The following is a 25,559-nucleotide window of genomic DNA, read 5'->3' as shown; positions in this document are numbered from 1 at the left end:
CTTCTTCGGCGTTCGGCGTTCGGTGTTCAGCGGTCGGCGGGCGGTGTCGAGAACTCTCGGGAGGCGGCCGGCACCTCGGCGGGCACCTCTGTGGGTACCCCGGAGGATGCCGTCGTGTCGTCATCGGCGGCCGGCCGCACGGCATCGGTGTCGGCCCCGGCGTCGTCGCGTGCCTCGGACGTGCCGCGCTGGAAGCCGGCGAGGGAGGAGGCGGCGTGCTCCGCCGTGAAGTTCTCGGCGTCCTCCTCGACGGCCGGCGTCGCCTCCTCACGGAGTTCGGCGGCCAGGCTGGTCTGCGGCACGCGGCGGGGGAGCGGGGTGAGCCCGTTCGGCCGGGACGCGGGGGCGGCGGTGGCCGGGCGGGCGGCGGTCCGTGCGGCGGCCCCGGAGCGGGGCGGCAGCGGCGACGGCCCGTCCGAGGGAGCCTGTGTGCGCGGGGCGCTCCCGGTGTCCGGAGCGTCCGGGGCGGTTGCCCTGCCGGCGCCGCCGGCCCCGGCCGCCGTGTTCGCCTCGCTCGTGGCGTGCGGGACGTGCGCCGGGTCGCGGTCCGTGACGCCGGTGGCGTCACCGGCGAGGGCGGGCGCGGCCTCCTGGGGGGCGGGCGCCGCGTCCCGCACCACGATCGCGTGCGGGATCAGCACGATCGCCGCCGTCCCGCCGTACGGCGACGGGCGCAGGGTGACGGTGATGCCGTGCCGGTGGGCCAGCTGGGAGATCACGAACATGCCGAGCCGGAGGTCGTCGGCGAGCGCCACCACGTCGAACTGCGGGGGACTGGCCAACTGGGCGTTGATCGAGGCGTAGTCCTCCTCCGACATGCCCAGGCCCCGGTCCTCGATCTCGACGGCGAGACCCTTGGCCACCAGCGCGGCACGCACCCCGACGGGGCTCGGCGCCGGCGAGTACACCGTCGCGTTGTCGATCAGTTCGGCCAGCAGGTGGATGACGTCGGCCACCGCGGGCGGAGCCAGCGCGACCTCCTCGTCGGTGTGCACGTCCACCCGGTGGTACTCGGCGACTTCACCGACGGCGCTGCGCAGGATGTCGATCAGCGCGACCGGCTCGCTCCACGAACGGCCGGGCCGCTCGCCGCTGATGATGACGAGGTTCTCCTCGTAGCGGCGCAACTGGCTTGCTGTGGAGTCGAGTTCGTACAGTCCCTTGAGGACCTCGGGGTCGGTGTGCGTGCGTTCCAGCAGGTCGAGCTTGCTGAGCTGGAGGTTGACCAGGTTCTGGCTCTGCCGGGCGATGCCCAGGATGACCTTCTGGAAACCGCGCCGGGTGTCGGCGAGTTCGACCGCCGTGTGCACCGCGGTGCGCTGCGCCGTGTTGAACGCCTGGGCTACCTGTCCGAGTTCGTCGTGGCCGTAGTCCAGGGGCGTGGTCGCCGACTCGGCGTCGACCTTCTCGCCCCGCTCCAGCCGGGCCACCACGTCGGGCAGCCGTTCCTCGGCCAGGCTGAGGGTGGCCACCCGCAGACCGCGCAGCCTGCGGGACAGCGAACGGGTGATCCGCCACGACATACCGACGCACAGCAGCAGGGCGACCAGCCCGCCGGCGCTGAGCGACGCCGCGGTCAGCAGCATGCCGCGCGCCTCGTCGGCGCTGCGGGTGAGCAGCGCGCCGGTCTGTTCCTCGATCAGGGCGGCGAACCGGGTGGCGACCTTGTCCAGAGCGGCGTCCCACCGCTTCTGCGCGTCGGGCAGGCCGATGCTCCGGTCCTCGGCCGTGGGGCGGGAGTCGCGGACCTCGTCCTCGATCTCCTGCAGGGTCTGCCACTCGGGGCTCTGCAGGATCTGCTCGGCCTGTGTCTTGGTGCTGCCGCGCAGGGACGGCACGATCTGGTCCTCGATCAGCCAGCGGCGGGTGGTGACCAGCTCCGCGAAGGCGGCCCAGGACTGGTCCTCGAGCTCTCCGGACGGCCAGGCCAGGGTGAGGTGCGCGTTCTCCTGGGAGAGCACTTCGGCCACCTGCTCCAGCGAGACCAGCGGTCCGGCCTGCGAGGTCAGGTCGCCGTCGTCGACCTGCGACAGCTGCTGGAAGGCGTGGATCTGGTCCTGGACGATCGAGGAGTACTGGTCGAGCGCCTGCTCGGCGGTGATGTCGCTCGGCGCGTCCACCTGGTCCCGGTAGTACTCCAGGCTGCCCACCGAGCCGAGCACCGAGTACAGCGGGTCCGACACGCGGGCCGGCGCCTCGGCGATCGCGTCGGCCTGTCCGACCAGCCGTGCCACCGCCTCGTCGGTCTTCTCGCGCTGCGCCTCGAGGGCTGTCCGGGAGCTCTTCGGCGAGGCCAGCCATGCGGCGGTCAGACGCCGCTCACGCTGCAAGGCGAGAGTCGCGTCGGTACCCATCGCGCCGGTCGACCGGCTCAGTTCCGTCTGGGAACGGAGCCGCAGCCCCTCCGAGAACATCTGGATCGTCGTCACGCCCCACATGGCGGTGAGGGTGACGGTGGGCACCAGTGCCAGGAGGACCAGCGAGAGACGTATGGAGCCGAGACGGCGCCGGGCACCTGTCCGTGGAGACATCGTCGTCCTAGAGCGGTCGGATCATCGGAAAAGCGGGCGGAGAGTGGCGGGGGAACGGGCCGGGGGCGCGCAAGGAGGACGTGCGTCCGGTACGTCACAGGTGATGCGCAGGATGCTATCCGTACACATGACCGTACGGCCCGTTCGTAACCGAATCTTTGGGTACGTCCTCACCGGATGGGTCCGTCACCGGGTTCCGTTGGCGGCGAACCCGGCGACCGAGGCGGCGTTGGTCTTCGTGACGAACGCCGGCCCGGTGAGGACGGGCGACACCCCGCCGCCGCTGACGTTGCCGTTGGACCGGTACAACCACAGCGCGTCCACGGAGAGATAGCCCTGGAGGTAGGGCTGCTGGTCCACGGCGAACTGGACGTCACCGCTGCGGACGGCCCCCACCAGTTCCTCGTTGAGGTCGAAGGCGGCGACATGCGCCCCGGTGTCCGCCTCCTCGGCGGCTTCCGCCATGGCGAGGGCGTACTGAGCGCCGTTGGCGACGACCTCGTCGATCGTCGGGTCCTGCCGCAGCGTGGCGGTGACGATGCCGGAGACGGCACGCTGGTCGGAGCCGTCCACGTAGAGGTTCTCGAACTTCCCGTCGAACGTCTTCCGCATACCGGCGCAGCGCGCCTCCAGCCCGACGTTGCCCCGCTCGTGGATGACGCACAGGGCGTTCTTGGCCTTCAGCTCGTTGAGCTTGTTGCCGACGGCCTGCCCCGCGACGCCCTCGTCCTGACCGAAGTACCCCAGCAACCCCGCCGACTTCCAGGCGTCGATGCCGGAGTTGAGGCCGACCACGGGGATTCCCGCCCTGCGGGCCTCGTCCACCGGGCCCTTCATCGCCTGCGGCTTGGCCAGCGTCAGGGCGATGCCGTCCACCTTGTCGCGGACGGCGTTGCGCACGAGTTCGGCCTGTCCCTGCGGGTCCGCGTCGCTCACGTACGTGAGGTCGATGCCGTCCTTCGCGGCGGCGGCCTCGGCACCCTTCCTCACCCGGTCCCAGAAGGAGTCCCCTTCACCGCCGTGCGTGACCATCACGACGCTCATCCTGCCGCCGGCCGCGCCCGCGTTCCCCGAGTCCGAGGAGTCGTCGGCCGCGTCGAGGACGGAACAGCCGGTCACCATCAGGACGACGGCTGACGCCAGGGCTGCGAGGCGGACGGGCCGTCTCGGGAGGCGACGGGCGGGTGGACGAGTGTTCATGAGGAAGCGGACCTCGCTGTACGCCGGGCTGGAGGAGTGCGGAGGGGACGTGAGCAGGGGCGGAGCCGCGGCGTGTACGCCGATCGGATGACTCCCACTGGGACGGGAGCCAATCGCGTCATACCGCCGGTAGTCAAGTGATCAGCCACGTGACGTGAGAGGAAGCTGCCGCATTGTGATGAACGGTGAGTTCCGCGGCGGCGTAGGCGGATGGAGTTCCTGAGCGTCCAACCGCGTGGACGGTACGGAACCGGCTGTGCGACGTACACGCGTGCGTACGGGTCGGCCGAAGGCCAACGTCCGGTGGATTCAGGGGCGTTCGCGGGCGCACGCGGGTGCCACGCGGGCTCCGGGGGCCCGGGCCGGTCGTGCGGGGCCCCGGTGGCTCCGTACCTGCCTCTCTTCGCGGTTCACCGCCCGGTGCCCGCCGCCCGCCGCCGTCCCCAACGGCCCTTCCGTTCGTGACGCGTTCCCCTTCGGGCGGCCCCCGTTCCCTTTCCTCGGCGCGACTGCCACACTCAGATACCGGACGCGCTGTTTTCTTTGGGTGTCCGCACCTGAATTGCCGGATGTGCACCGTGTCGCGGGGTGAATCCGGTGTGATGAGTACGGCCACGGGGTGAGTTATTGTGTACGCGCAGTGAAAACAAACAGCATGACCCGTTCCTTTCCGGCTCAGGAGTCAGTCGATGGCGAGGCAGGTACGCGCCGAGCAGACCCGCGCGACGATCATTACGGCCGCCGCCGATCTGTTCGACCGACAGGGCTATGAATCGACCAGTCTCAGCGACATCGTCGAGCACGCCCACGTCACCAAGGGAGCCCTGTACTTCCACTTCGCGGCGAAGGAGGACCTGGCCCACGCGATCCTGGAGCTCCAGTCCGCCACCTGCCGCAAACTGGCCAGGGACACCGAGATCCGGGGCCATACCTCCCTGGAGGCGCTGATGCGCCTCACCTTCGGCATAGCCCGCCAGTCGGCCGAGGACCCCGTCCTGCGGGCCGGGCTCCGCCTCGCCACCGGTGGCACCCGGCCGCGCCCCCCGCTCAGCCACCCGTTCACCGAGTGGATGGACCTCGTCACCGCCCGACTCGCCGGCGCGGTCAAGGAGTCCGACGTCCACCCCGAGGTCGACATCGACGTCGTGGCCCACTCCCTCGTCTGCTTCTTCATCGGCACCCGGGTCGTGGGCCGCTCCCGGGAGCCCGTCGCCCGGCAGCCCCGCCGCACCGCCGAAATGTGGCAGATCCTCATCCGGGGCCTGGTCCCGGTGACCCGCAGGGCCCGCTATCTCAGCCTGGCCGCCCGGCTGGAGCGGGAGATCGTCCCCGTCTGACACCCGGCCGCCGCTTCCGCCGGCCCGCCGGTGTCCCCGGCCGGGCGGTCCCCCCGGCCCCTCCGTCCCGTCGGCGGGGCCGATCTCGCCGCCCGGCGCCGCGCGTTACGGTGAGCCGCATGCCCGACACCCCCACCGCTCCCGTGATCCTCGGCAACCGGCCCGGCTCGTTCCCGCACAGCGTCCTCGCCGAGCGGCACCCCGCGATCATCCGGCAGGTGCGCGACGCCTTCCCGTACGACCCCGGGCGACAGCACGCGCTCGACGCCCTGCTGGCCAACTGCACCGAGGGCACGATCGAACCCCTCCCCGCCGACGCCCACGACCGGGAGCGCTGGGAGGCCTGGGGGATGGACGCGTACGCCGGACAGTCCTGGTACGACGTGCCCTGGCTGTGGTCCGAGAGCTGGTTCTACCGTCAACTGCTGGAATCCGTCGGCTACTTCGGCCCCGGCCCCTGGCAGGGCATCGACCCCTTCCGTCCCTCCAAACGGGCCGAACTCGACTCCTCCGCGACGGACGAGGAACTCGCCGCGCTCGACGGCCTCGCCGACCGGTCCGCGGACGAACGGGGGCGGGCCCTGCTGCACGGCTCCCTGTGGGGCAACCGCGCAGACCTCGGCTTCCGGCTCTCCGCCGGGGGAACCGAGCTCGCGGCAGCCGTCCCCGCGCTGGTCGCCGACGACAGCGAGAGACTGTGGTCGCTGCTGGACGCCTCCCGCGCGGGCACCCTCGTCCTGGTCGCCGACAACGCCGGACGCGAACTCGTCCCCGATCTCCTGCTCATCGCCCACCTGCTGGACCACGGAACCATCGGCCGGGCGGTGCTGCACGTCAAGCCGTACCCGTACTACGTCTCCGACGCCACGACCGCCGACGTCGTCGACGCGCTGCGCCGGCTGGCCGGGGCCCAAGGAGCCGCGGCCGGTTACGGACGCAGGCTCTGGGACGCCCTGTCCGACGGCCGGCTCGTCCTCCGCGCCCACCCGTTCTCCTGCTCCCCGCTGCCGTACGAGGGGATGCCCGACGACCTCCGCGCCGACTTCGCCCGGGCCGCGGTCACCGTCGTCAAGGGCGACCTCAACTACCGCCGCCTGGTGGGCGACCGGACCTGGCCGCCCACCACCCCCTTCACCGAGGTCACCGGCTATTTCCCCGGCCCGGTCGCCGCCCTGCGCACCCTGAAGTCCGACGTCGTCACCGGACTGGCTCCCGCAACGGAGGAGGCACTGGTCGCGGCCGAGGAACAGCGCTGGCGCACCGGCGGCACCCATGCCCTGATCCAAGTACGGGCGTAGCGACCCGCACGTCCGTACCGGAGTGGCGGCGGCGCGCAGCCGGCCCTCCCGCACCGGCATTCCCCGCTTCCGGCATTTCAGCATTTCGGGGAGGGTTCACGCGATGGTGTGATCATGTCCGGGCCGGTGGATGCCGTCACGGGCCCACGGGTAGTGCCGGGCCATGACCCAGCCGTTCGTACTTCCGCACTTCTACCTGCCGCACCCCGCGCGGCTGAACCCGCACCTCGAGGAGGCCCGCGCCCACTCGTCGGTGTGGGCGCGCGAGATGGGCATGCTGGAGGGATCCGGAGTCTGGGAGCAGGCCGATCTCGACGCGCACGACTACGGCCTGCTCTGCGCCTACACCCACCCCGACTGCGACGGGCCCGCCCTCTCCCTGATCACCGACTGGTACGTGTGGGTCTTCTTCTTCGACGACCACTTCCTGGAACTGTTCAAACGCAGCCAGGACCGGGAGGGCGGCAAGGCCCACCTGGACCGGCTGCCGCTGTTCATGCCGCTGGACCCGGCGACCCCGGTGCCCGAGCCGCACAACCCGGTCGAGGCGGGACTCGCCGACCTGTGGGCGCGCACCGTGCCCGCGATGTCCGAGGACTGGCGCGCCCGGTTCGCCGTCGCCACGGAGCACCTTCTCAACGAGTCGTTGTGGGAGCTGTCCAACATCAACGAGGGGCGGATCGCCAACCCCGTCGAGTACATCGAGATGCGCCGCAAGGTGGGCGGCGCCCCGTGGTCGGCGGGGCTCGTCGAGTACGCGACCGCCGAAGTGCCCGCCGCCGTCGCCGGAACCAGGCCGCTCAGGGTGCTGATGGAGACGTTCTCCGACGCCGTGCACCTGCGCAACGACCTGTTCTCCTACCAGCGCGAGGTCGAGGACGAGGGCGAGAACAGCAACGGCGTCCTCGTCCTGGAGACCTTCTTCGGCTGCACCACCCAGCAGGCCGCCGACACCGTCAACGACATCCTCACCTCACGGCTGCACCAGTTCGAGCACACCGCGTTCACCGAGGTGCCCGCGGCCGCCCTGGAGAAGGGCCTCGCCCCCCACGAGGTCGCGGCCGTCGCGGCGTACGCGAAAGGGCTGCAGGACTGGCAGTCCGGCGGCCACGAATGGCACATGCGCTCCAGCCGGTACATGAACGAGGGCGCGCGGGAGACCACCCCGTGGGCGGGCCCGTCCGGGCCGGGCACCTCGGCCGCCGACGTGCGCGGACTGCTCGCCGCCGCGGGCGCGATGGGGGCACCTCCCACGCCGTCCAGGCAGTGGGGGAGGCTGCGGGCGCACACCCACGTGCCGTACCAGAAGGTCGGCCCGTCCCTGATCCCCGAGATCCGCATGCCGTTCCCGCTCACGCTCAGCCCGCACCTCGACGCCTCCCGGAGCACCCTCGTCGACTGGTGCCACCGGACGGGCATCCTGAGCGAAGGCGTGTGGGACGAGGACAAGCTGGACGCCTACGATCTCGCGCTGTGCTCCGCCGGAATCGACCCGGACGCCACCCCCGAGGCCCTCGACCTCAGCGCGCAGTGGCTCGCCTGGGGCACCTACGGCGACGACTACTACCCGCTCGTCTACGGCCACCGCCGCGACCTGGCCACCGCCCGGCTGACCACGGCCCGCCTGTCCGACTGCATGCCCGTCGACGGCGAACCGGTGCCCCCGGCGGCCAACGCCATGGAACGGGCCCTGACCGACCTGTGGGCCCGCACCACTGCGGCCATGACACCGGAGGAACGGGTCCCGCTGAAGAACGCCGTGAACGTCATGACCGAGAGCTGGCTGTGGGAACTGGGCAACCAGATCGTGCACCGCGTGCCCGACCCGGTCGACTACCTGGAGATGCGCCGGCAGACCTTCGGCTCCGACCTCACCCTCGGCCTGTGCCGGGCGGGCCACGGCCCCGCCGTCCCGCCCGAGGTCTACCGCAGCGGCCCGGTCCGCTCCCTGGAGAACGCGGCGATCGACTACGCCTGCCTCCTCAACGACGTCTTCTCGTACCAGAAGGAGATCGAGTTCGAGGGCGAGATCCACAACGCGATCCTCGTCGTGCAGACCTTCTTCGGCTGCGACTACCCGAGGGCGCTCGGCATCGTCCACGACCTGATGAGCCGGCGCCTGGAGCAGTTCGAGCACGTCGTGGCACACGAACTACCCGTGCTGTACGAGGACTTCGGACTGTCCCAGGAGGCACGCGCGGTCATGCGGGACTACGTGCTGGACCTGCAGAACTGGATGGCGGGCATCCTGCACTGGCACCGCAGCGTGAACCGCTACAAGGACGCGTGGCTCTCGGGCCGGGCCCACGGCTTCCTGCCGCAGCGCACACCCGCGGTGCCCATGGCCACCCGTACCTGAGGGGAAGTCAGCATCACTCTTTCGTGGCTCGTCGGCCTGCGTCGATCCGGGTAGCACTCCGGGCGGAGGCGATCCATGGAACAGACTGCGTTGCGACCCAAACCGATGCCCGGCCGTGAGACGGCCGGTCCCGGAGACGCGGGCGGGGGTGCGGACCGGAACGGAAACGGGAGCGGGGAGGGGAGTGGGGGTGGGGCCGGGTCCGGGACCCGGCGCGGTTCCGGCCGGCCGCGTCCGCATGCCGCGCGGCGGCGGGGGCGGCGGCTGAGGACCACGCTGCTCGCGATGCTCCTCGGCACCGTCCTGGTGCTGTCCGGGGTGGGCGTCGGGGCGATGGGGGCCACGGTCGTCGGCGTGGACGCACTGGCCGGGCTGCAGCACCGGGCGGGATTCGCGGGCACTGCCGCGCCGTCCGGGTCGCCCGGGGCGTCCGGGCCGTCGGTGGCGTCGGGGCCGGGGGCCGCTCCCTCCCCGGCGTCCGCGCCCGTCGTCGCCAGGCTCGGCGTGGAGGTCGTGGACGACAGCGGGCCGGGGGCCCTGGTGGTCGGCGTGCATGTGCCGGGTCCGGGGTTCTCGGCGGGCCTGGTGCGGGGCGACGTGCTCCTCGCCTTCGGCGACACCCGGACCGACACGGCCGCCGACCTGGCGCGCGCGGTCCTCCGGGCGAGACCGGGTGCCGGGGTGACCCTCACGGTGCGCCACAGCAGCGGCGGCTTCCAGCAGCTCACGGCCGTCCCCGGCCTCGTCACCTGAGCACCGGGAAACGGCGTCGCCGGAGCCGGCACGACCCGGAGTGCCTCGTCCGGACGGACACGGCACACCGGCTCGCGCCGCCCCCGCCCGCCGGGCAGGATGCTGCACACAGCCCTTGCACACAGCCCTTGCACACAGCCCTTGCACCCGCCCCGGGAGGCCCGGATGACCGGCAGTACGTCCGCGTCCCGCACCACGCCCGGTGCCGCGTCCCGCACAGCCGTCGCCAACGCGGCTCGTCCCCGTACGGAGCGTGCGGCGGGGGACACGGTCATAGTGGGCTGAACGGCCCCGACGCCCCCTCCCCGCCCACCGAACGACAGCGGCGCGACCATGACCCAGGCACCGACACCCACCACGGACACCGTCCGCCGGCTGGTCCGTACCCTCCTCAAGGACGAGATGGACGGCGAGACCGCCGACGGACCGGAGGTGCGACCCGTCGGCGAGGACGCCGAACCCGCCACCTGGTGGGTCGGCACCCGGCAGGTGCTGCGCCTCGCACGCGACCGGGAGATGAGCACCCGTCGGCGCCGCGAGCTGCGGCTGCGGGAACTCGTCCGCCCGCACATCCCGGTCGCGGTGCCGTCGAGCGTGGCGCACGGCGAATGGGCACCGGGCCTGATCTGCACCCTGGACACCAGGCTGGCCGGCGGTTCGGCGGAGGAGCACCGGGTGTCCGCCGTCGGTGAGACCGATCTGGCCGGGCTGCTCACCGGGCTGCGCGAGGTACCGGTGCGGCAGGCGGAGACGCTCGGCGTGCCGCGTGTCCCCCCGCGTCCCCTGGAGTCCCTGCGCCGGGCCGCCGGAGAGGCCGCCGAACGGCTGGCCGCCGCCGACGAGTTCGCCCCCCACCGCATGCGGCAGCTCACCCCCTCCGCCGCCGTCCAGCTCACCGCCCAGTCCGGCTCACCGGTCCTCGTCCACCACGCCCTCACGGGCGCGCATCTCGTGGTCAGCGCCGACGGCCGGGTGCGCGGGGTCCTCGGCTGGGCCGGGGCGGTGGCCGGCGACCCCGCCGAGGACATCGCGGGCCTGGCGCTCGCCGTGGGCTCCCCGGCCGCCGTACGCGCCGCCACCCTCGCCGGCTACGGCGCCCGCCCCTGCCTGCGCGGCCTGTGGCTGGCCCGCTGCGACGCGGTCCTGCACCTCGCCGAGGCGCTGGGCGGCGGGGACACCGGCCCGCTGCCGCTGCTGCGCGTCCGGCTGCGCCGGGCCTGGGAGGCGATCCTGCTGGAGCGGGTGACGGACCTCCGCGGCGCGGACGACATGCCGTAGCCAGGCGCCCGAGCCGCGTGCCCCGGCCGGGTGCCCCGACGGACGAGATCCGTTAAAAGCCTCCGCCGGAAGCACTCCGCCGGACGTGCCCCGCCGGAAGTCCTCCCGGCCGTGTGCCGCGGGCCGGTGCCCCGGGCGCTCACTGCAGCAGCACCACCGCGGACTCGCCGGGCAGGTGCAGCACTCCGTCCGCACCCGGCGCCCCGACGGGCTCCCAGGCGGCGAGTACGCGCGCGTGCGGGACGCCCAGCGCGATCGCGGCCGGTTCACCGGCCAGGTTCACGGCCACCAGCACGTCCCCGCGCCGGAAGGCGAGCCAGCGCCGGTCCTCGTCGAAGACCACCTTGATGTCGGCGAGGTCGGGGTCGGTGAGGTCCGGCTGCGCGTGACGCAGCGCGACGAGCTGCCGGTACCAGGCCAGCACGCGCGCGTGGGGCTCGCGTTCCGGCTCCGACCAGTCCAGGCAGGAGCGGTCCCGGGTGGCGGGGTCCTGCGGGTCGGGCACGTCCGCCGCGGCCCAGCCGTGCGCCGTGAACTCCCGCCGTCTGCCGTCGCGCACGGCCTCGGCGAGTTCGGCGTCGGTGTGGTCGGTGAAGAACTGCCAGGGTGTGCCCGCCGCCCACTCCTCGCCCATGAACAGCATCGGCGTGAACGGGGCGGTCAGCGTGAGGGTCGCCGCGCAGGCCAGCGCGCCGGGGGAGACCAGCGCGGCCAGCCGGTCGCCCTGGGCCCGGTTGCCGATCTGGTCGTGGGTCTGGCTGTAGCCGAGGAGGCGGTGCCCGGCGATCCGCGTACGGTCCAGGGGCCGCCCGTGCCGCCGGCCGCGGAACGAGGAGTACGTGCCGTCGTGGAAGAAGCCGCCGGAGAGCGTCTTGGCGACCGCCGCGAGCGGGGCGCGCGCGAAGTCGGCGTAGTAGCCCTGCGACTCACCGGTCAGCGCGGCGTGCAGGGCGTGGTGGAAGTCGTCGTTCCACTGGGCGTGCAGCCCGTGACCGCCGTCCGCGCGGGGCGTGACGTACCGGGGGTCGTTCCGGTCCGACTCGGCGATCAGGAACAGCGGTCGGCCGGTGTCGGCCGACAGGGCGTCCACGGCCGCCGCCAGCTCCTCCAGGAAGGGGTAGGCCCGCGTGTCCGCCAGCGCGTGCACCGCGTCCAGACGCAACCCGTCGATCCGGTAGTCCCGCAGCCACGCCAGCGCGCTCTGAACGAGATACGTCCGCACCTCGTCCGAGCCGGGGGCGTCCAAGTTGACGGCGGCGCCCCACGGAGTGTGATGGGTGTCGGTGAAGTACGGGCCGAACCGCGGAAGATAATTCCCGGAGGGCCCCAGATGGTTGTGCACCACGTCGAGGACGACGCCCAGCCCCAGGGAGTGCGCCCGGTCGACGAACCGTTTCAGCGCCTCGGGTCCCCCGTACGGCTCGTGCACCGCCCACAGCGAGACCCCCTCGTACCCCCACCCGTGACGGCCCGGGAAGGGACACACCGGCATCAGCTCCACGTGGGTGACGCCCAGCCCGGCGAGATGCTCCAGTCGCTCGGCGGCGGCGTCGAACGTGCCCTCGCGCGTGTACGTGCCCACGTGCAGCTCGTACAGGACGGCGCCGGGCAGCGGACGCCCGTCCCAGGCCGCGCGCCAGGCGAACGTGTCGTGGTCGACGACGGCGCTCTCCCCGTCGGGCCCGTCCGGCTGCCGGCGCGAGCGCGGATCGGGCAGGACAGGCCCGCCGTCCAGCGCGAAGCCGTACCGGGAGCCGTCCCGCGCGTCCGCCTCCCCCCGCCACCACCCCTCCCGTTCCGGATCGCGCGTCAAAGCGCGCGTGACGCCGTCGCACCGGAGCGTCACGTCGTCGGCCTGCGGTGCCCACACCTCGAACTGCACGGACGGTTCCCCTTCGTCTGCTCACCGTGATGTAGCTCGTACATCGTGCTGCATCGGAGATCGATCCGCCGGTGAATGTGCCCTTTGCGGCGGGTGTCGCCGCGTCAGGAGCGGGGACGGCCGTGCGGTGCTTCCGTCGTCTCCTGGACAGTCCGGCCCGTACTGGCCGACAATCAGCAGCGTGACGTCGTCATTCGAGTTCAACACGTACCCCGCGCGGCTCTCCGACGTGGAGCGCGACAAGGCGCTGAAGGTACTGCGGGACGGCGCCGCGGTGGGGCGGCTGTCCCACGACACGTTCATCCGGCGCATGGAGCTGGCGCTCGCGGCCCGGTGCCCCGAGGAACTCGTCCAGCTCACCGCCGACCTGCCCACCGAGGGCCGCTTCTCGCGCCTGCTGTTCTCCTCCGTGGAGGCGGTATCCGGGTTCACGGTACGGCTGCGCGGGGCGTGGCAGGCCGAGCGGCTGCCGAAGCTGCTGCTGCCCCATCCGGCGACCACCCACCCGTTGCGCATAGGGCGCGACCCCGCCAACGGGCTGAGGCTCAACCACGAAACGGTCTCCCGCGTGCACGCGGAACTCCACCGGCAGGGCGGCCTGTGGGTGCTGCGGGACCTCGGTTCCACCAACGGCACGACAGTGAACGGCCGTCGGGTGGTCGGCATGGCCGTCGTCCGGGAGGGCGACCAGATCGGCTTCGGACGGATGACGTACCGGCTCACGGCGAACTGACCGTCCCCGCACGGCCGGACGGACCGCGGCGTCCATGGACGTCACGGAAGATCGTCGAACTCCTTTTGTCTTCGACGGTGTTGACGCATCACCCAAAGCCGTGAATTGCTGTGAGCATCCCGCGTACTCCCCGTGATGGCGAGTCGACGGACCGACGGCGCCACTTCGCGGAGGTGTGCCCCGCCACCCCTCCTGCGCTGCCCGACCGCCGACGAACTGGGCGCGCGGGCCGCCGCCCTCGTGGCCGGGAACCCCCGGCACGCACGACTGCGCCGTGTCGGAACCTCCCGTGCGGGCACGTTCCCGCCGCTCCTCACCGTCGGCCACGACCGCCGGCCGCGATCCGGCGGGGGCGCTGCCGGAACCGGACCGGCTCATCGACGCGCGGTGCGCCGACCACCGGGACGTCTGCGGGACACGCCGGCTCCCGGTCGCACGTCAGGTCGAGTACCAGGCGCGGGGCGTGGTCGCCGCGTTCGAGCCGGCCGTGCGGCACCCGGGCACACCTTCCCGTTCGGGTGAGCCGGGCTGGGGTTCCGGCACCGTCGTGCCGATGCATCTGGCATGACGTACACCTCACTGAAAGCGGTACGGGGCGCGCTGCTGGTGGCGACCGCCTTCCTCGCCTGTCTCGCCCCCGTCCCCGCGCAGGCGGACCCCGGCCCCCGGGGCACCGACACCTCCGACACCTGGCTCGTCCTCGGCGTCGAGCAGGGCGAGACCCGGACCGGCACGGCACCCGGCAGCCTGCTCCGGTGCGACCCGCCCCAGGGCCACCCGCGCGCGGCCGACGCCTGCGCGGAACTCGCCGCGGCGGACGGACGCATCACCGCCATCCCGGCCCGGGACACGTACTGTCCGATGGTCTACGCCCCGGTGACCGCACACGCGCACGGGCAGTGGCGGGGACAGCCGGTCGAGTACACGGAGACCTTCTCGAACCGGTGCGTGATGGAGGCCCGGACCGGCTCCGTGTTCGCCCTGGACGGGCCGCAGCCCTCATGAGGCCGTGGGAGCGGGCGGTTCAGCCCGCTCCCGTGCCCGTCCCCGTCCCCGTACCCGTGCGGGCGTGCAGCGCCGCCGCCACGACCGTGCGGACCTGATGCTCCACCTGGTGCGCCACGGACACCCGGCGGGCCCGGAAGTGCACGGCGAACGAGTCGCTCCACAGGGCGACCAGGTGCTCCAGCCGCGCCGCCGCGTGCGGGTCGCTCTCCCACAGCTCCCGCCGCAGCATCGCCGCCGCCCGCAGCGGCACCCGGCGCGTGAACGCGTCCACGCTGCCCACGTACGCCCTGGTGCCGTCGGGCGGCCGGGTGCGGACCAGGTCTCCGGCCAGCCCCGGTACCAGCTCCAGCCCCCAGGTGGCCGCCCGCAGCAGCGGACCACCGGCGGTACCGGCGCCCTCCATGGCCCCGGGCCGGACCTCCTCCAGCACCTGCCGCACCTCGCGCGCGTCCCGCAGCAGCCGGTCCGCCAGATGCCGCAGCGCCTCGGCCGGAGCCGGATGCGGCTCCGGATCGTCCACCAGACCACCGGCCCACATCGGTACCTCGACGACCGCCGTCAGACCGCCGTACCGGTGGGGGCGGTACCAGGTGCTGTGCCGCGCGTCGTCCGGCAGGCTCGGATACACCGGACCGGCCTCCGCCGCGGGCATCACCCGCACCCCGGGACCGGACACCGGCCAGCCCGCCGCGTCCGAGGCGCCCGTCTCCACCGGGATGTGCAGTTCCGCGGCGGACTTGCCGAACGGCTCGGCGAGCCCCGGCACGTCCCTCGTCAACTGGACCCAGCTGCCGCCCAGATCGGTCCCGTGCAGCGACACCTGGAGGTAGGGCCGCAGCTCGTCGATGACCCCGGTCAGGGCCAGGGTCTCGGGCGGCAGCAGGTCGGGCGGCAGGACCGAGGGGGCCCACTCCGGCTGTTCCCGGCCGGCGGGACGGAAGAAGCCCAAGTGATAGTCGTACAGGCTGTCCGGTTCCGTCGCCGTGTGGAGGCTCGCCCCGTCGGGGTCCGCGCACAGCAGGAAGTGCCAGGACGTGTCCTCCCGCAGTTCCCGCTCCGCCACGACCCGCCGGGCCAGCGCGAGCAGGGTGCCCCCGCCGGCCGGCTCGTTGGCATGGGCGCCCGCGACCACCAGCACGGCACGCGGGGCGTGACCCACGGACAGCAGGTGCAGCGGCCGCCCCGCGCGGGAGAGTCCCACCTGCCGCAGGACACACAGGCCGGGCCGCCGGACCGTCAGTGCGCGGGAGGAGGAAACGAGTTCGGCCACCGTCGGGTGGCGCAGCTCCGGCAGGAGACTCACCCCCCGTCAACCACCCGTCGTCGCACACCGCAGTACCCCACGGCCACGGACCGGTGTCAAGAGTGCGACGGGGGAGGCCCCAGGGGGCGTACACGGCACGTACGACCGGCATCCGCACCGCGCCCCGCACCCCCGCGTCCCACCGGGGCGGGGCCCTACGCCCCGCCCGGCTCCCCGGCGCGTTCCAGCAGTGCCACCGGTGACCGCTCGAACAGCTCCGCCACGCGCGCGAGCCCGGTGAACTCCCGTCCGGGCTCCAGCACGTCGGTCCACCGGCCCGGCGGCAGTGCCAGCCGGGTCTCCCGCCAGCCACCTGCCTCCGTCAGCCGCAGCGACAGCCGGGTCACGGCGGTCAGCACCGCACCGGACCGCACGAACGCCACGCAGTGCGCCGCCCCGGGCCCCTCGGCGGCCAGCGGCTCGTACGACGCCGTCTCGCCGAACACCCCGGGCCGCCGCCTGCGCAACCGCAACGCGGCCCGCGTCAGCGCCGCCTTGCCGCTGCCGTTGCGGCCGTCGGCATCGCCCGCGCCGTCCCTGCCGTCCGTCCCCCCGGCCGGGAAGCCGACCGTGCGCCGGTTGTCCGGGTCCACCAGGGTCCGGCACTCGAACTCGGTGCCCTGGTAGACGTCGGGCACGCCCGGCATCGTCAGATGGACCAGAGCGGCACCCAGCACGTTCGCGCGGATGTACGGCTCCAGCGAGGCCCGGAACTTCGCCATCCGCTCGCCCGGCGCCCCGCACGGTCCCGCCGCCACGAACCGGGCCACCTCCTCCTCGTACGCCGGTTCCTGCTCCGTCCAGCCCGTCCGCAGGCCCGCCTCGCGCACATGCTTGAGCAACGCCCCCGCCACCCGCTCCGGGCCCGCCGGCCCCAGTCCGAACACCGTCTGCCAGGCCGCCCACGCCGGCTGCGCGTCCGGCACGCCCCCGCCGGCCCGGGTCACCTCCGCCAGAACGTCCGCCCAGCGCCCGGGGCACTCGGTGAGCACATGGAGCGCGGCCCGCACATCGGCGCTGCGCTTGGTGTCGTGCGTGGAGACGACGGTGCCGCCCGCCGGCCAGTCGCGCTGCACGCGCGCGCAGTACGCGTGGAACCGCTCCGGGGACAGCGCCGGAGCGCCCGGGTTCTGGCCCACCTCCGTCGCCGACAGCAGCGGCACGTAGCGGTAGAACGCCGTGTCCTCCACCGACTTGGCCCGCAGCGCCGACGCCGTCTGCGCGAACCGCGTACGGAACTCCACCTGCCCCGGCCCCTCGCCGTACCGCCCGAGCACCAGATCCCGTACGACGTCCACCGCCCCGGCCTCCTCGGGGACGGCGAAGGCACGCCGGGCACCGGCCGCGGCCTCCTCGGTGACCACGCCGGCCGGGTCCACGGACGCGTAGGGCCGGTACACCTCGAGCCGGACCAGCAGTTCCCGGAGCGCGGTGCGCAGGGCCCAGGGCGCACGGTCGCGCAGCACGGGTTCGGGAGAGGCCGCGCACAGGCGGTGGACCACCCGGGTCAGCCGGTCGACCTCGGTGGCCAGCTCGTGCGTGAGCACCTTGTACGCGGCCCGCCGCACCGTCGCCTCCCACTCGCCGCCCCGGTCCGGCTGCGGTGCCGCGAACCGCCGGTACTGGCCGAGCAGTTCCCCGGCCCCCGCCGGATCCGTGAACAGGCCGTCCACGTGCCGCAGGGCGTCGTAACCGGTGGTGCCCGCGACCGGCCAGGAGGCGGGAAGCGGCTCGCCGTCGGCGAGGATCTTCTCCACCACGGTCCAGCGGCCCCCGGTCGACTCGTGCAGCCGCCGCAGATACCCGTCCGGGTCGGCGAGCCCGTCCGGGTGATCGACCCGCAGCCCGTCGACGACCCCCTCGCGCAGCAGCTGGAGGATCTTGGCGTGGGTGGCCTCGAACACCTCGGGGTCCTCCACACGCACGCCGATCAGCTCGGAGATGCTGAAGAACCGGCGGTAGTTGAGCTCGGTGCGGGCCAGCCGCCACCACGCGGGGCGGTACCACTGTGCGTCCAGGAGCTGCGGCAGCGGCAGGTGGGCGGTGCCCTCGCGCAGCGGGAACGCGTGGTCGTGGTAGCGCAGCACATCGCCGTCCACCTCCAGACGGCCGAGCTCGGCGCCCAGCGGTCCGCCCAGCACCGGCAGCAGCACCTGGCCGTCCTGCGCCTCCCAGTCGATGTCGAACCACCGCGCGTGGCGCGACGAGGGCCCCTCGCGCAGCACCTCCCACAGGACCCGGTTGTGGCGCGGGGACATCGCCATGTGGTTCGGGACGATGTCCACGACCAGGCCGAGACCGTGCTCCCGCGCGGTGCGCGACAGGCCCCGCAGCGCCTGCTCGCCGCCCAGTTCCCCGCGCACGCGCGCGTGGTCCACCACGTCGTAGCCGTGCCGCGAGCCCGGCACCGCCTCCAGGACCGGCGACAGGTGCAGATGGGACACGCCGAGCGAGGCCAGGTACGGCACGGCGGCCGCCGCGGCGGCGAACGGGAAGTCGGGCTGCAGCTGCAGCCGGTACGTGGCGGTGGGCACCGACGGCTCGGATCGCTCAGGTCGCTCAGAGGTCATGCAGACCTACGTACCCGCCCCGCGGCCCTTCCTGTCAACCGTCCCTCCGCTGCCGCGCCCCGTCCGCGCCACCGTCCGCGTCACCCCTCCACGCCGCCGTCCGTCACGCCGGCCGCTGAAGCACCGTCAGGCTCCGGTCGGTCAGGGTCAGCCGGGTGCCGGCCCGCACCTTCGGGCCGGTGCCCGGCGGTACGCCGTCCTCGCGGGCGGTGTCGACGACCACCTGCCACTGCCGGCCGTGGTCGACGGGCACCACGAACTCCAGCGGGCCGGGGGAGGCGTTGAACATCAGCAGGAACGAGTCGTCCGTGATCCGCTCCCCGCGCTGGCCGGGCTCCGAGATCGCGTTGCCGTTGAGGAACACCGTCAGCGCCGAGGCATGCGTCCGGTCCCAGTCCCGCTGGGTCATCTCCGCCCCCTCGGGGGTGAACCAGGCGATGTCGGACAGGTCGTCGTGGGTGCCCTCGACCGGCCGCCCGTGGAAGAAGCGGCGCCTGCGGAAGACGGGGTGGTTCTTGCGCAGCCCCACCATCGCGCGCGTGAAGGCGAGCATCCGCAGGCGGGCGTCGTCGCCGCCGTCCCCGCCGGTGTCGCCGCCGTGCTTCTCCCGCGCCGAGGGCCAGTCGAGCCAGGCCAGCTCGTTGTCCTGGCAGTAGGCGTTGTTGTTGCCGCGCTGGGTGCGGGCCACCTCGTCGCCGTGGCTGATCATCGGCACGCCCTGGGAGAGCATCAGCGTGGCGATGAAGTTCCGCATCTGCCGGGCCCGCAGCCGCAGCACGTCCGGGTCGTCGGTGTCGCCCTCGGCGCCGCTGTTCCAGGAGCGGTTGTGGCTCTCGCCGTCCCGGTTGTCCTCGCCGTTGGCGTCGTTGCGCTTGTCGTTGTAGGAGACGAGGTCGTGCAGCGTGAAGCCGTCGTGGCAGGTCACGAAGTTGATGGAAGCCAGCGGGCGGCGCCCGTCGTCCTGGTAGAGGTCGGAGGAGCCGGTGAGCCGGGAGGCGAACTCGGCGAGCGTGCGCGGCTCGCCCCGCCACAGGTCGCGCACGGTGTCCCGGTACTTGCCGTTCCACTCGGTCCACAGCGGCGGGAAGTTGCCCACCTGGTAGCCGCCCTCGCCCACGTCCCACGGCTCGGCGATCAGTTTCACCTGGGAGACCACCGGGTCCTGCTGCACCAGGTCGAAGAACGACGACAGCCGGTCCACCTCGTGGAACTGCCGCGCCAGGGTCGCCGCGAGATCGAAGCGGAACCCGTCGACGTGCATCTCGGTGACCCAGTACCGCAACGAGTCCATGATCATCTGGAGGACGTGCGGGGACCGCATGAGCAGGGAGTTCCCGGTGCCCGTCGTGTCCATGTAGTAGCGGGGGTCGTCGGTCAGCCGGTAGTAGGAGGGGTTGTCGATGCCCTTGAAGGACAGCGTCGGGCCCAGGTGGTTGCCCTCGGCGGTGTGGTTGTAGACGACGTCGAGGATGACCTCGATCCCGGCCTCGTGCAGGGCCTTCACCGCCGACTTGAACTCCAGCACCTGCTGACCGCGGTCGCCCCAGGACGCGTAGGCGTTGTGCGGGGCGAAGAACCCGAGGGTGTTGTAGCCCCAGTAGTTGTTCAGGCCCATGTCCACCAGGCGGTGGTCGTTGACGAACTGGTGAACCGGCATCAGCTCCAGTGCCGTCACGCCGAGTTCGGTCAGGTGCTCGATCACCGCCGGGTGCGCGAGGCCCGCGTAGGTGCCGCGCAGCTCCTCGGGCAGCCCCGGATGGCGCATGGTGAGGCCCTTGACGTGCGCCTCGTAGATCACTGTGTGGTGGTACTCGGTCCGGGGCGGCCGGTCGTCGCCCCAGTCGAAGTACGGGTTGACCACGACCGACGTCATCGTGTGCGGGGCGGAGTCCAGGTCGTTGCGCCGGTCGGGCGCGTCGAAGTGGTAGCCGTACACCTCCTCGCCCCACCGCACCGATCCGCTGATCGCGCGCGCGTACGGGTCGAGCAGCAGTTTCGCCGAATTGCAGCGCAGCCCCCGTTCGGGGGCGTACGGCCCGTGGACACGGAAGCCGTACCGCTGCCCCGGCATGACGCCGGGCAGGTAAGCGTGCCGTACGAACGCGTCGCTCTCGCGCAGTTCGACCGCTGTCTCGGAGCCGTCGTCGTGCAACAGACACAGCTCCACTCGGTCCGCGGCCTCCGTGAAGACCGCGAAATTCGTGCCGGCGCCGTCGTACGTGGCACCGAGGGGATACGCCTCGCCAGGCCAGACCTGCATGGACACGACTCTTCCAGGTGTACGGCCCCGGTGGGGGCGCCTTGGCCCGGAGTGTCGGCGTGTCCTCCTGTCGCGGTCCTCTTGTCGTACCGTTTGTCGGTTCGGTGGCCGTGCCGTCACCGCGCCGCTGCCGACGCGCCCCCCCGAGGGGGATTCCGGTTCTCCGTGGACGCGTCACGGCAGCAACCTCTGTGCATGTCCTGTGACTTCGTCCACTTCCGGCGGGCAGGCATACCAGAACAGTGGTGCGGAAGAAGGAAGTTGAGAAACGACACCGCCATCAGGCTGCACCGCACACCGCAAGCGGAGTACTCTCCTTGATCGTTGGGGCTGGGAGTGCTCGGGGGAGTGGAAGGCGGTGCGCGGGTGGGCTCGGGAGGGCTGGAGCTGCCCCCTGGTGGCGAGGGTCACGAGGGGAACTCCACGGACGTCCCGCCCGGTGCGGTGTCCCTGGCGCGGCCGATGGACGCGGGCTCGATCGGGCCGGACCTGGACTGGGGCGTCGACGCCTGGCGCGAGGTACGGACCCGCGCCCAGCGGGCCGGCCGCGCCTACATATGGCTGAACCTCGTCGAGCAGCGGCTGCGCTCGGTGGTGGCCGCCGTGCTGCGGCCCGTCTACGAGCCCGTGCACGGCGACGACTGGGTGGTCGCCGCCGCCGGACCCGCCGGGCAGGAGTGGGTGCAGCGCGCGGTCGCGGTGCGCGAGGTCAGCCGCCGCAAGGGCTATCTGCTCGACCCGGCCGACGACAACGTCCTCTCCTTCCTCACGCTTCCGCAGCTGCGCGAACTGATGGTCCAGCACTGGCCGTGTTTCGAGCCGTACTTCGACGACCGCCGGGACGTCGAACTCGCCCTGGACGAGCTCGAGGTGACCCGCAATGTCGTCTCCCGCAACCGGGCGCTGTCCGAGGCGGTGCTGAACCAGGCCGAGCGGGCCTCCGCGCGGCTGCTGGAGATGCTCGGCGCGGGCGGGGACGTCCCGTCCGCCCGCCGGCTGCCCGTCGACGCGGTGGAGGACCTGGTCGGCGACCGGTACGCGGACGTGGTCGCCGTCCACCCCGACCGGGTGCGGCTGCTGCGCCAGTTCCCGGCCGAGGACATCTTCGGCGGTGCCCGCCGCCTGGACGCCATCGGCATAGGCCTCAACCTGCTGGTGCAGAACTTCTCCGGGCGCCGCCTGGTGCGCCTCGCCGAGGCCGGCTGCCGGGTGCGGCTGCTCTTCCTGAACCCGGCCTCCAGCGCGGTCAAGCGCCGCGAGCGCGAACTCGGTCTCAAGCGCGGGGAGCTGGGCCGCGCGGTCGAGATGAACATCCTCCACATGCGCCGGGTGCGGTCCCGGCTGCGCGACCCGGGCGCCTTCGAGATCCACGTGTACGACGAGACACCCCGCTGTACGGCGTACCTCGTCGACGGGGACGGCGCCGACGGCGTCGGCGTGGTGCAGAGCCATCTGCGCCGGGCCCGGGGGATGGAGGCACCGGTGCTGGTGCTGCGCAACGGCGGCAAGGTGGTCAAACCGGGCGAGGCCGAAGAAGGCGGACTGTTTCCCACGTACCGCGAGGAATTCGAGCAGATGTGGGTGGATTCGCGCCCGGTGTCGTGAACGGTCCGTGACCGTGAACGGAACGCGGCCCCCGGGTTGTCAGTGGTGCGTGCGAAGGTAAGAACCACTGGGGGAACGCACCACACGGAAGGGGGCCACCCATGGGCTGGCACCGGGAGCCGCTGATCGGCTTCGGCCCGCAGGCGACGGGTACCGACCCGCGCGAGGCACGCATCGTCACGGGGGCCGTGCGATGAGCTGGATCACCGGGCCCTTGGTGGCCTTCGACCTGGAGACCACGGGTACGGACATCGAGACCGATCGCATCGTCACCGCGGCGGTCGTGCGACTGGAGCCGGACGGGACCGTTTCCGCGGAGCGGACCTGGCTGCTCGATCCCGGGGTGGCGATACCCGAGCAGGCTTCGGCGATCCACGGCATCTCGACGGACCATGCCCGCGAGCACGGAGTCCCGCCGTCGTCCGCGGTCGAGGACATCGCCCGGACCGTAGCCGAGGTCCTGCGCTCAGGAACACCCGTGGTCGTGATGAACGCGCGCTACGACCTGTCACTGCTGGACCGCGAGTGCCGGCGGCACGGACCGGAGTCGGTCACCGAGCGACTGGGCGGCGCGCCCTCACCGGTCATCGATCCCCTGGTGCTCGACAAGCATGTCGACAAGTACCGGAAGGGAAAGCGCGCCCTGCACGCGTTGTGCGCGCACTACGGCGTGTCGCTCGACGACGCACACGATGCGCGGGCGGACGCGGTGGCTGCCGCCCGTGTGGTGCGACGCATGGGCGAGAAGTACCAGCCCGTCGGGATGATGTCCTTGACGGCCCTGCACGAGCTCCAGGTGCGCGCGGCGGCCGAGCAGGCGGCCTCTCTGCAGGCGTATCTGCGGCGGACCGCGGACCCGGCGGCAGTCGTCGAGCCGGCCTGGCCGGTCGTTCCGCGCGGCCGCCGGCCCGGGCCGGCCGAGGCCCTCCGTGAGCGGGAACCCGGCGGCCGGGCGGCTGCGCCGCTGTCCAGGCCCGCCCCCGGGCAAGCGCCCTAGGGAGAGCGCGGAGCCGTCTTCCCCGGCGGTTCTCCCCGCCGCGATCACCGCGGACGGGCACCTGCCGGCCGGACTCCGGATTCCGCGTGCCGCACCGGATCAGAAGGGGTGCCAGCGGACCGTCGGGTCGCCGTCGCGCAGGGATGCCACACGGCGCTCGAACTCGGCCAGGGCCTTCGGATTGCTCGGGGCGTGCTGGGCGACCCAGGCGCAGCTGGCCGTCTCCCGCGCGCCGCGCAGCACCGCGCAGCCCTCCCACTCACGCACGTCCCAGCCGTAGGTCTCGGTGAAGGACGTGTACGCCTGCGCCGGCAGCCCGTAGCGGTCGTGGGAGAGGGCCATGACCACCAGGTCGTGCTCGCGCAGATCCGCGGAGAAGGTCTCCAGGTCGACCAGGACCGGCCCGTCCGGCCCGACGTGCACGTTCCGGGGCAGCGCGTCCCCGTGGACCGGGCCCGGCGGCAGGTGGGGCGTCAGGGCCGCGGCGGCCGCCGCGAAACCGTCCCGCCGCTCCCGCAGATACGCCGCGTCCTTCGGGGCGATCACCTCGCCCGCGAGCCGCAGCCAGCGTTCCACGCCGCCCAGCAGTTCGCGGGGCGGCAGCCCGAAGGCGGGGGCGGGAAGGGCGTGGACCACTCGCAGCAGTGCGGCCAGGTCCCGGGGCTCGGCGGGCCGCACCGGTTCGGGCAGCCGGTGCCAGACCGTCACCGGGTGGCCGTCGACGAGCAGTGCCTGCGGCGCGGCGGCCCGCACCGCGGGCACGCCCTCCTCGGCGAGCCACAGTGCGATCGCCAGCTCCCGGCGGGCGCGCTCCAGCAGGCCGCTGTCGCGGCCGACCTTGACGACCAGGTCACCGGCGGCGAACACCGCGTTCTCGCCCAGGGCGAGCAGCCGCGCCTCCCCGGCCGCGCGTCCCGGCAGCACGTCCGCCCTCGCCAGGACGTCCCGCGCCCGTGCCTCGTCCATCCGCCCGCCTCCGTGGCTGTGCTTGTTCCCGCGCTCGTGTGCGCCATCGGCCAGTGTCCCATTCGCACAGGTCGGCGACGTGCGCGGTGTCCGCCGGCGGTGGGCTGCGGGCGGGACGACCGCGGTGGGAGCCGTCGCGCACTCCCCATCGATTGCACGATACGTATCGTCTCGCCTAGGGTTCGGGCATGACCAGTCCCGCGCACATCGCCATGTTCTCCATCGCCGCACACGGCCACGTGAACCCGAGCCTCGAGGTGATCCGCGAGCTCGTGACGCGCGGCCACCGGGTGACGTACGCGATCCCCCCGGTCTTCGCGGACAAGGTCGCCGGGACCGGTGCCGAGGTGAAGCTCTGGAACTCCGTCCTCCCCGGGCCCGACGACGACCCGGGGGCCTGGGGCACCACCCTGCTGGACAACGTCGAACCGTTCCTCGACGACGCCGTCCAGGCCCTCCCGCAGCTGACGAAGGCGTACGAGGGGGACACCCCCGACCTGGTGCTGCACGACATCACCTCGTACCCGGCGCGCGTGCTCGGCCACCGCTGGGGCGTGCCCGTGGTCTCGCTCTCGCCGAACCTCGTCGCCTGGGAGGGGTACGAGAAGGAGATCGGCGAGCCGATGTGGGAGGAGCCGCTCAGGACCGAGCGCGGCCGGGCCTACTACGCCCGCTTCCACGCCTGGCTGGAGGAGAACGGAATCACCGAGCACCCCGACCCGTTCGTGGGCCGTCCGGCCCGGTCCCTCGTCCTGATCCCCAGGGCGCTCCAGCCGAACGCGGACCGGGTCGACGAGAGCGTGCACACGTTCGTCGGCGCCTGCCAGGGCGACCGCGGCGCGGAGGGGGAGTGGCAGCGGCCGGCCGGTGCGCAGAAGGTCGTCCTGGTGTCGCTCGGATCGTCGTTCACCAAGCAGCCCGGCTTCTACCGGGAGTGCGTCAAGGCGTTCGGCGACCTGCCCGGGTGGCACCTGGTGCTCCAGATCGGCAAGCACGTCGACCCCGCCGAGCTGGGCGACGTACCGGCGAACGTCGAGGTGCGGTCCTGGGTGCCGCAGCTCGCGGTCCTGAAGCAGGCCGACCTGTTCGTCACCCACGCGGGAGCCGGCGGCAGCCAGGAAGGGCTGGCCACGGCCACGCCGATGATCGCCGTACCGCAGGCCGTGGACCAGTTCGGCAACGCGGACATGCTCCAGGGCCTCGGCGTCGCCCGGCGCCTCCCGGCCGGGGAGGCCACCGCCGGAGCTCTTCGCACGGCCGCCCTCGACCTCACCGGCGACCCGGAGGTCGCCCGCCGGCTGAAGGAGATCCGGGCCGGGATGGCCGAGGAGGGCGGCACCCGCAGGGCGGCCGACCTCATCGAGGCGGAGCTGCCGCAGCGCGGCTAGTGTCCTGCGCCAGAAATCCGTCGGCAGAAGCGGGCGAGGGAATCGAGGATCTCTTCGGCGGTCTTGGTCCAGATGAACGGCTTGGGATCCT

Annotated in this window: 17 protein-coding genes and 2 pseudogenes; 12 read left to right on the top strand and 7 right to left on the bottom strand. The window is 72.9% G+C overall.

The window, feature by feature from the left end; genetic code table 11:
• Positions 1–26: 26 nt before the first annotated feature.
• Positions 27–2,531, bottom strand: coding sequence for a nitrate- and nitrite sensing domain-containing protein (locus tag ACIF80_RS33980; protein ID WP_399811918.1), 2,505 nt, complete (start codon positions 2,529–2,531; stop codon positions 27–29).
• A gap of 186 nt (positions 2,532–2,717) precedes the next feature.
• Positions 2,718–3,731 (bottom strand): substrate-binding domain-containing protein, encoded by a 1,014-nt coding sequence (locus ACIF80_RS33975; protein WP_399811916.1) that lies wholly within the window; start codon positions 3,729–3,731, stop codon positions 2,718–2,720.
• A 689-nt stretch (positions 3,732–4,420) separates the two neighbouring features.
• Between ACIF80_RS33975 and ACIF80_RS33970 the strand changes: the two genes are divergently transcribed.
• The 5 genes from ACIF80_RS33970 to ACIF80_RS33950 all read left to right on the top strand — a co-directional run bounded on the left by ACIF80_RS33970 (position 4,421) and on the right by ACIF80_RS33950 (position 10,756).
• Positions 4,421–5,068, top strand: a complete 648-nt coding sequence (locus ACIF80_RS33970) for a ScbR family autoregulator-binding transcription factor (protein ID WP_399811914.1) — start codon at positions 4,421–4,423, stop codon at positions 5,066–5,068.
• Between the two features lie 119 nt (positions 5,069–5,187).
• Entirely contained in the window at positions 5,188–6,366 is a 1,179-nt protein-coding gene (locus tag ACIF80_RS33965; RefSeq protein WP_399811911.1) for a damage-control phosphatase ARMT1 family protein, read from the top strand.
• 163 nt (positions 6,367–6,529) lie between these two features.
• The gene (gene cyc2, locus ACIF80_RS33960) at positions 6,530–8,725 is read left to right on the top strand and encodes a germacradienol/geosmin synthase Cyc2 (RefSeq protein ID WP_399811909.1); all 2,196 of its coding nucleotides are present in this window, start codon (positions 6,530–6,532) and stop codon (positions 8,723–8,725) included.
• Positions 8,726–8,800: 75 nt separating this feature from the next.
• Complete coding sequence (locus ACIF80_RS33955; protein WP_399811907.1) at positions 8,801–9,478, top strand: PDZ domain-containing protein; 678 nt, start codon at positions 8,801–8,803, stop codon at positions 9,476–9,478.
• A 333-nt stretch (positions 9,479–9,811) separates the two neighbouring features.
• The gene (locus ACIF80_RS33950) at positions 9,812–10,756 is read left to right on the top strand and encodes an aminoglycoside phosphotransferase family protein (protein ID WP_399811904.1); all 945 of its coding nucleotides are present in this window, start codon (positions 9,812–9,814) and stop codon (positions 10,754–10,756) included.
• A 139-nt stretch (positions 10,757–10,895) separates the two neighbouring features.
• Here ACIF80_RS33950 and treZ read toward each other — a convergent pair whose 3' ends face one another.
• The gene (gene treZ / locus ACIF80_RS33945) at positions 10,896–12,638 is read right to left on the bottom strand and encodes a malto-oligosyltrehalose trehalohydrolase (RefSeq protein WP_399811902.1); all 1,743 of its coding nucleotides are present in this window, start codon (positions 12,636–12,638) and stop codon (positions 10,896–10,898) included.
• 181 nt (positions 12,639–12,819) lie between these two features.
• Here treZ and ACIF80_RS33940 point away from each other — a divergent pair, with 181 nt between their 5' ends.
• The 4 genes and pseudogenes from ACIF80_RS33940 to ACIF80_RS33925 all read left to right on the top strand — a co-directional run bounded on the left by ACIF80_RS33940 (position 12,820) and on the right by ACIF80_RS33925 (position 14,376).
• Positions 12,820–13,371, top strand: coding sequence for an FHA domain-containing protein (locus ACIF80_RS33940; protein ID WP_399811899.1), 552 nt, complete (start codon positions 12,820–12,822; stop codon positions 13,369–13,371).
• Positions 13,372–13,506: 135 nt separating this feature from the next.
• A pseudogene (locus ACIF80_RS33935) lies at positions 13,507–13,707 on the top strand (dehydrogenase); the annotation flags it as partial.
• Positions 13,703–13,939 (top strand): annotated as a pseudogene (locus tag ACIF80_RS33930) (dehydrogenase); the annotation flags it as partial. The pseudogenes ACIF80_RS33935 and ACIF80_RS33930, both read left to right, overlap by 5 nt.
• Positions 13,936–14,376 (top strand): SSI family serine proteinase inhibitor, encoded by a 441-nt coding sequence (locus ACIF80_RS33925; RefSeq protein WP_399811897.1) that lies wholly within the window; start codon positions 13,936–13,938, stop codon positions 14,374–14,376. The pseudogene ACIF80_RS33930 and the gene ACIF80_RS33925, both read left to right, overlap by 4 nt.
• Before the next feature lie 19 nt (positions 14,377–14,395).
• Here the strand turns inward: ACIF80_RS33925 and ACIF80_RS33920 are convergent, their stop codons facing one another.
• The 3 genes from ACIF80_RS33920 to glgX all read right to left on the bottom strand — a co-directional run bounded on the left by ACIF80_RS33920 (position 14,396) and on the right by glgX (position 20,512).
• A complete protein-coding gene (locus ACIF80_RS33920) occupies positions 14,396–15,682 on the bottom strand; it encodes a M14 family zinc carboxypeptidase (protein WP_399811895.1) in 1,287 nt (428 codons plus the stop codon).
• Between the two features lie 155 nt (positions 15,683–15,837).
• Positions 15,838–18,252: a malto-oligosyltrehalose synthase gene (gene treY, locus ACIF80_RS33915; protein ID WP_399811892.1), complete on the bottom strand. Its 2,415-nt coding sequence runs from the start codon at positions 18,250–18,252 to the stop codon at positions 15,838–15,840.
• A gap of 103 nt (positions 18,253–18,355) precedes the next feature.
• Positions 18,356–20,512 (bottom strand): glycogen debranching protein GlgX, encoded by a 2,157-nt coding sequence (glgX, locus tag ACIF80_RS33910; RefSeq protein WP_399811890.1) that lies wholly within the window; start codon positions 20,510–20,512, stop codon positions 18,356–18,358.
• A 336-nt stretch (positions 20,513–20,848) separates the two neighbouring features.
• Here glgX and ACIF80_RS33905 point away from each other — a divergent pair, with 336 nt between their 5' ends.
• Both ACIF80_RS33905 and ACIF80_RS33900 read left to right on the top strand, forming a co-directional pair.
• Positions 20,849–22,117, top strand: coding sequence for an SAV2148 family HEPN domain-containing protein (locus ACIF80_RS33905; protein WP_399812054.1), 1,269 nt, complete (start codon positions 20,849–20,851; stop codon positions 22,115–22,117).
• Positions 22,118–22,310: 193 nt separating this feature from the next.
• Complete coding sequence (locus ACIF80_RS33900) at positions 22,311–23,114, top strand: 3'-5' exonuclease (protein ID WP_399811887.1); 804 nt, start codon at positions 22,311–22,313, stop codon at positions 23,112–23,114.
• 99 nt (positions 23,115–23,213) lie between these two features.
• Here the strand turns inward: ACIF80_RS33900 and ACIF80_RS33895 are convergent, their stop codons facing one another.
• Positions 23,214–24,080 carry a phosphotransferase enzyme family protein gene (locus ACIF80_RS33895; protein WP_399811885.1) on the bottom strand — a complete coding sequence of 289 codons (867 nt, stop codon included), beginning with the start codon at positions 24,078–24,080 and terminating at the stop codon, positions 23,214–23,216.
• Positions 24,081–24,268: 188 nt separating this feature from the next.
• Between ACIF80_RS33895 and mgt the strand changes: the two genes are divergently transcribed.
• Positions 24,269–25,468, top strand: coding sequence for a macrolide-inactivating glycosyltransferase (mgt, locus tag ACIF80_RS33890; RefSeq protein ID WP_399811882.1), 1,200 nt, complete (start codon positions 24,269–24,271; stop codon positions 25,466–25,468).
• The last annotated feature ends 91 nt before the right edge of the window (positions 25,469–25,559 follow it).

It is taken from the genome of Streptomyces sp. NPDC085927, assembly GCF_044540975.1.
Lineage (GTDB): Bacteria > Actinomycetota > Actinomycetes > Streptomycetales > Streptomycetaceae > Streptomyces > Streptomyces hirsutus.
Note: the sequence above shows the minus strand (reverse complement) of the source record. Positions and strands in the feature narration are given on the sequence as shown.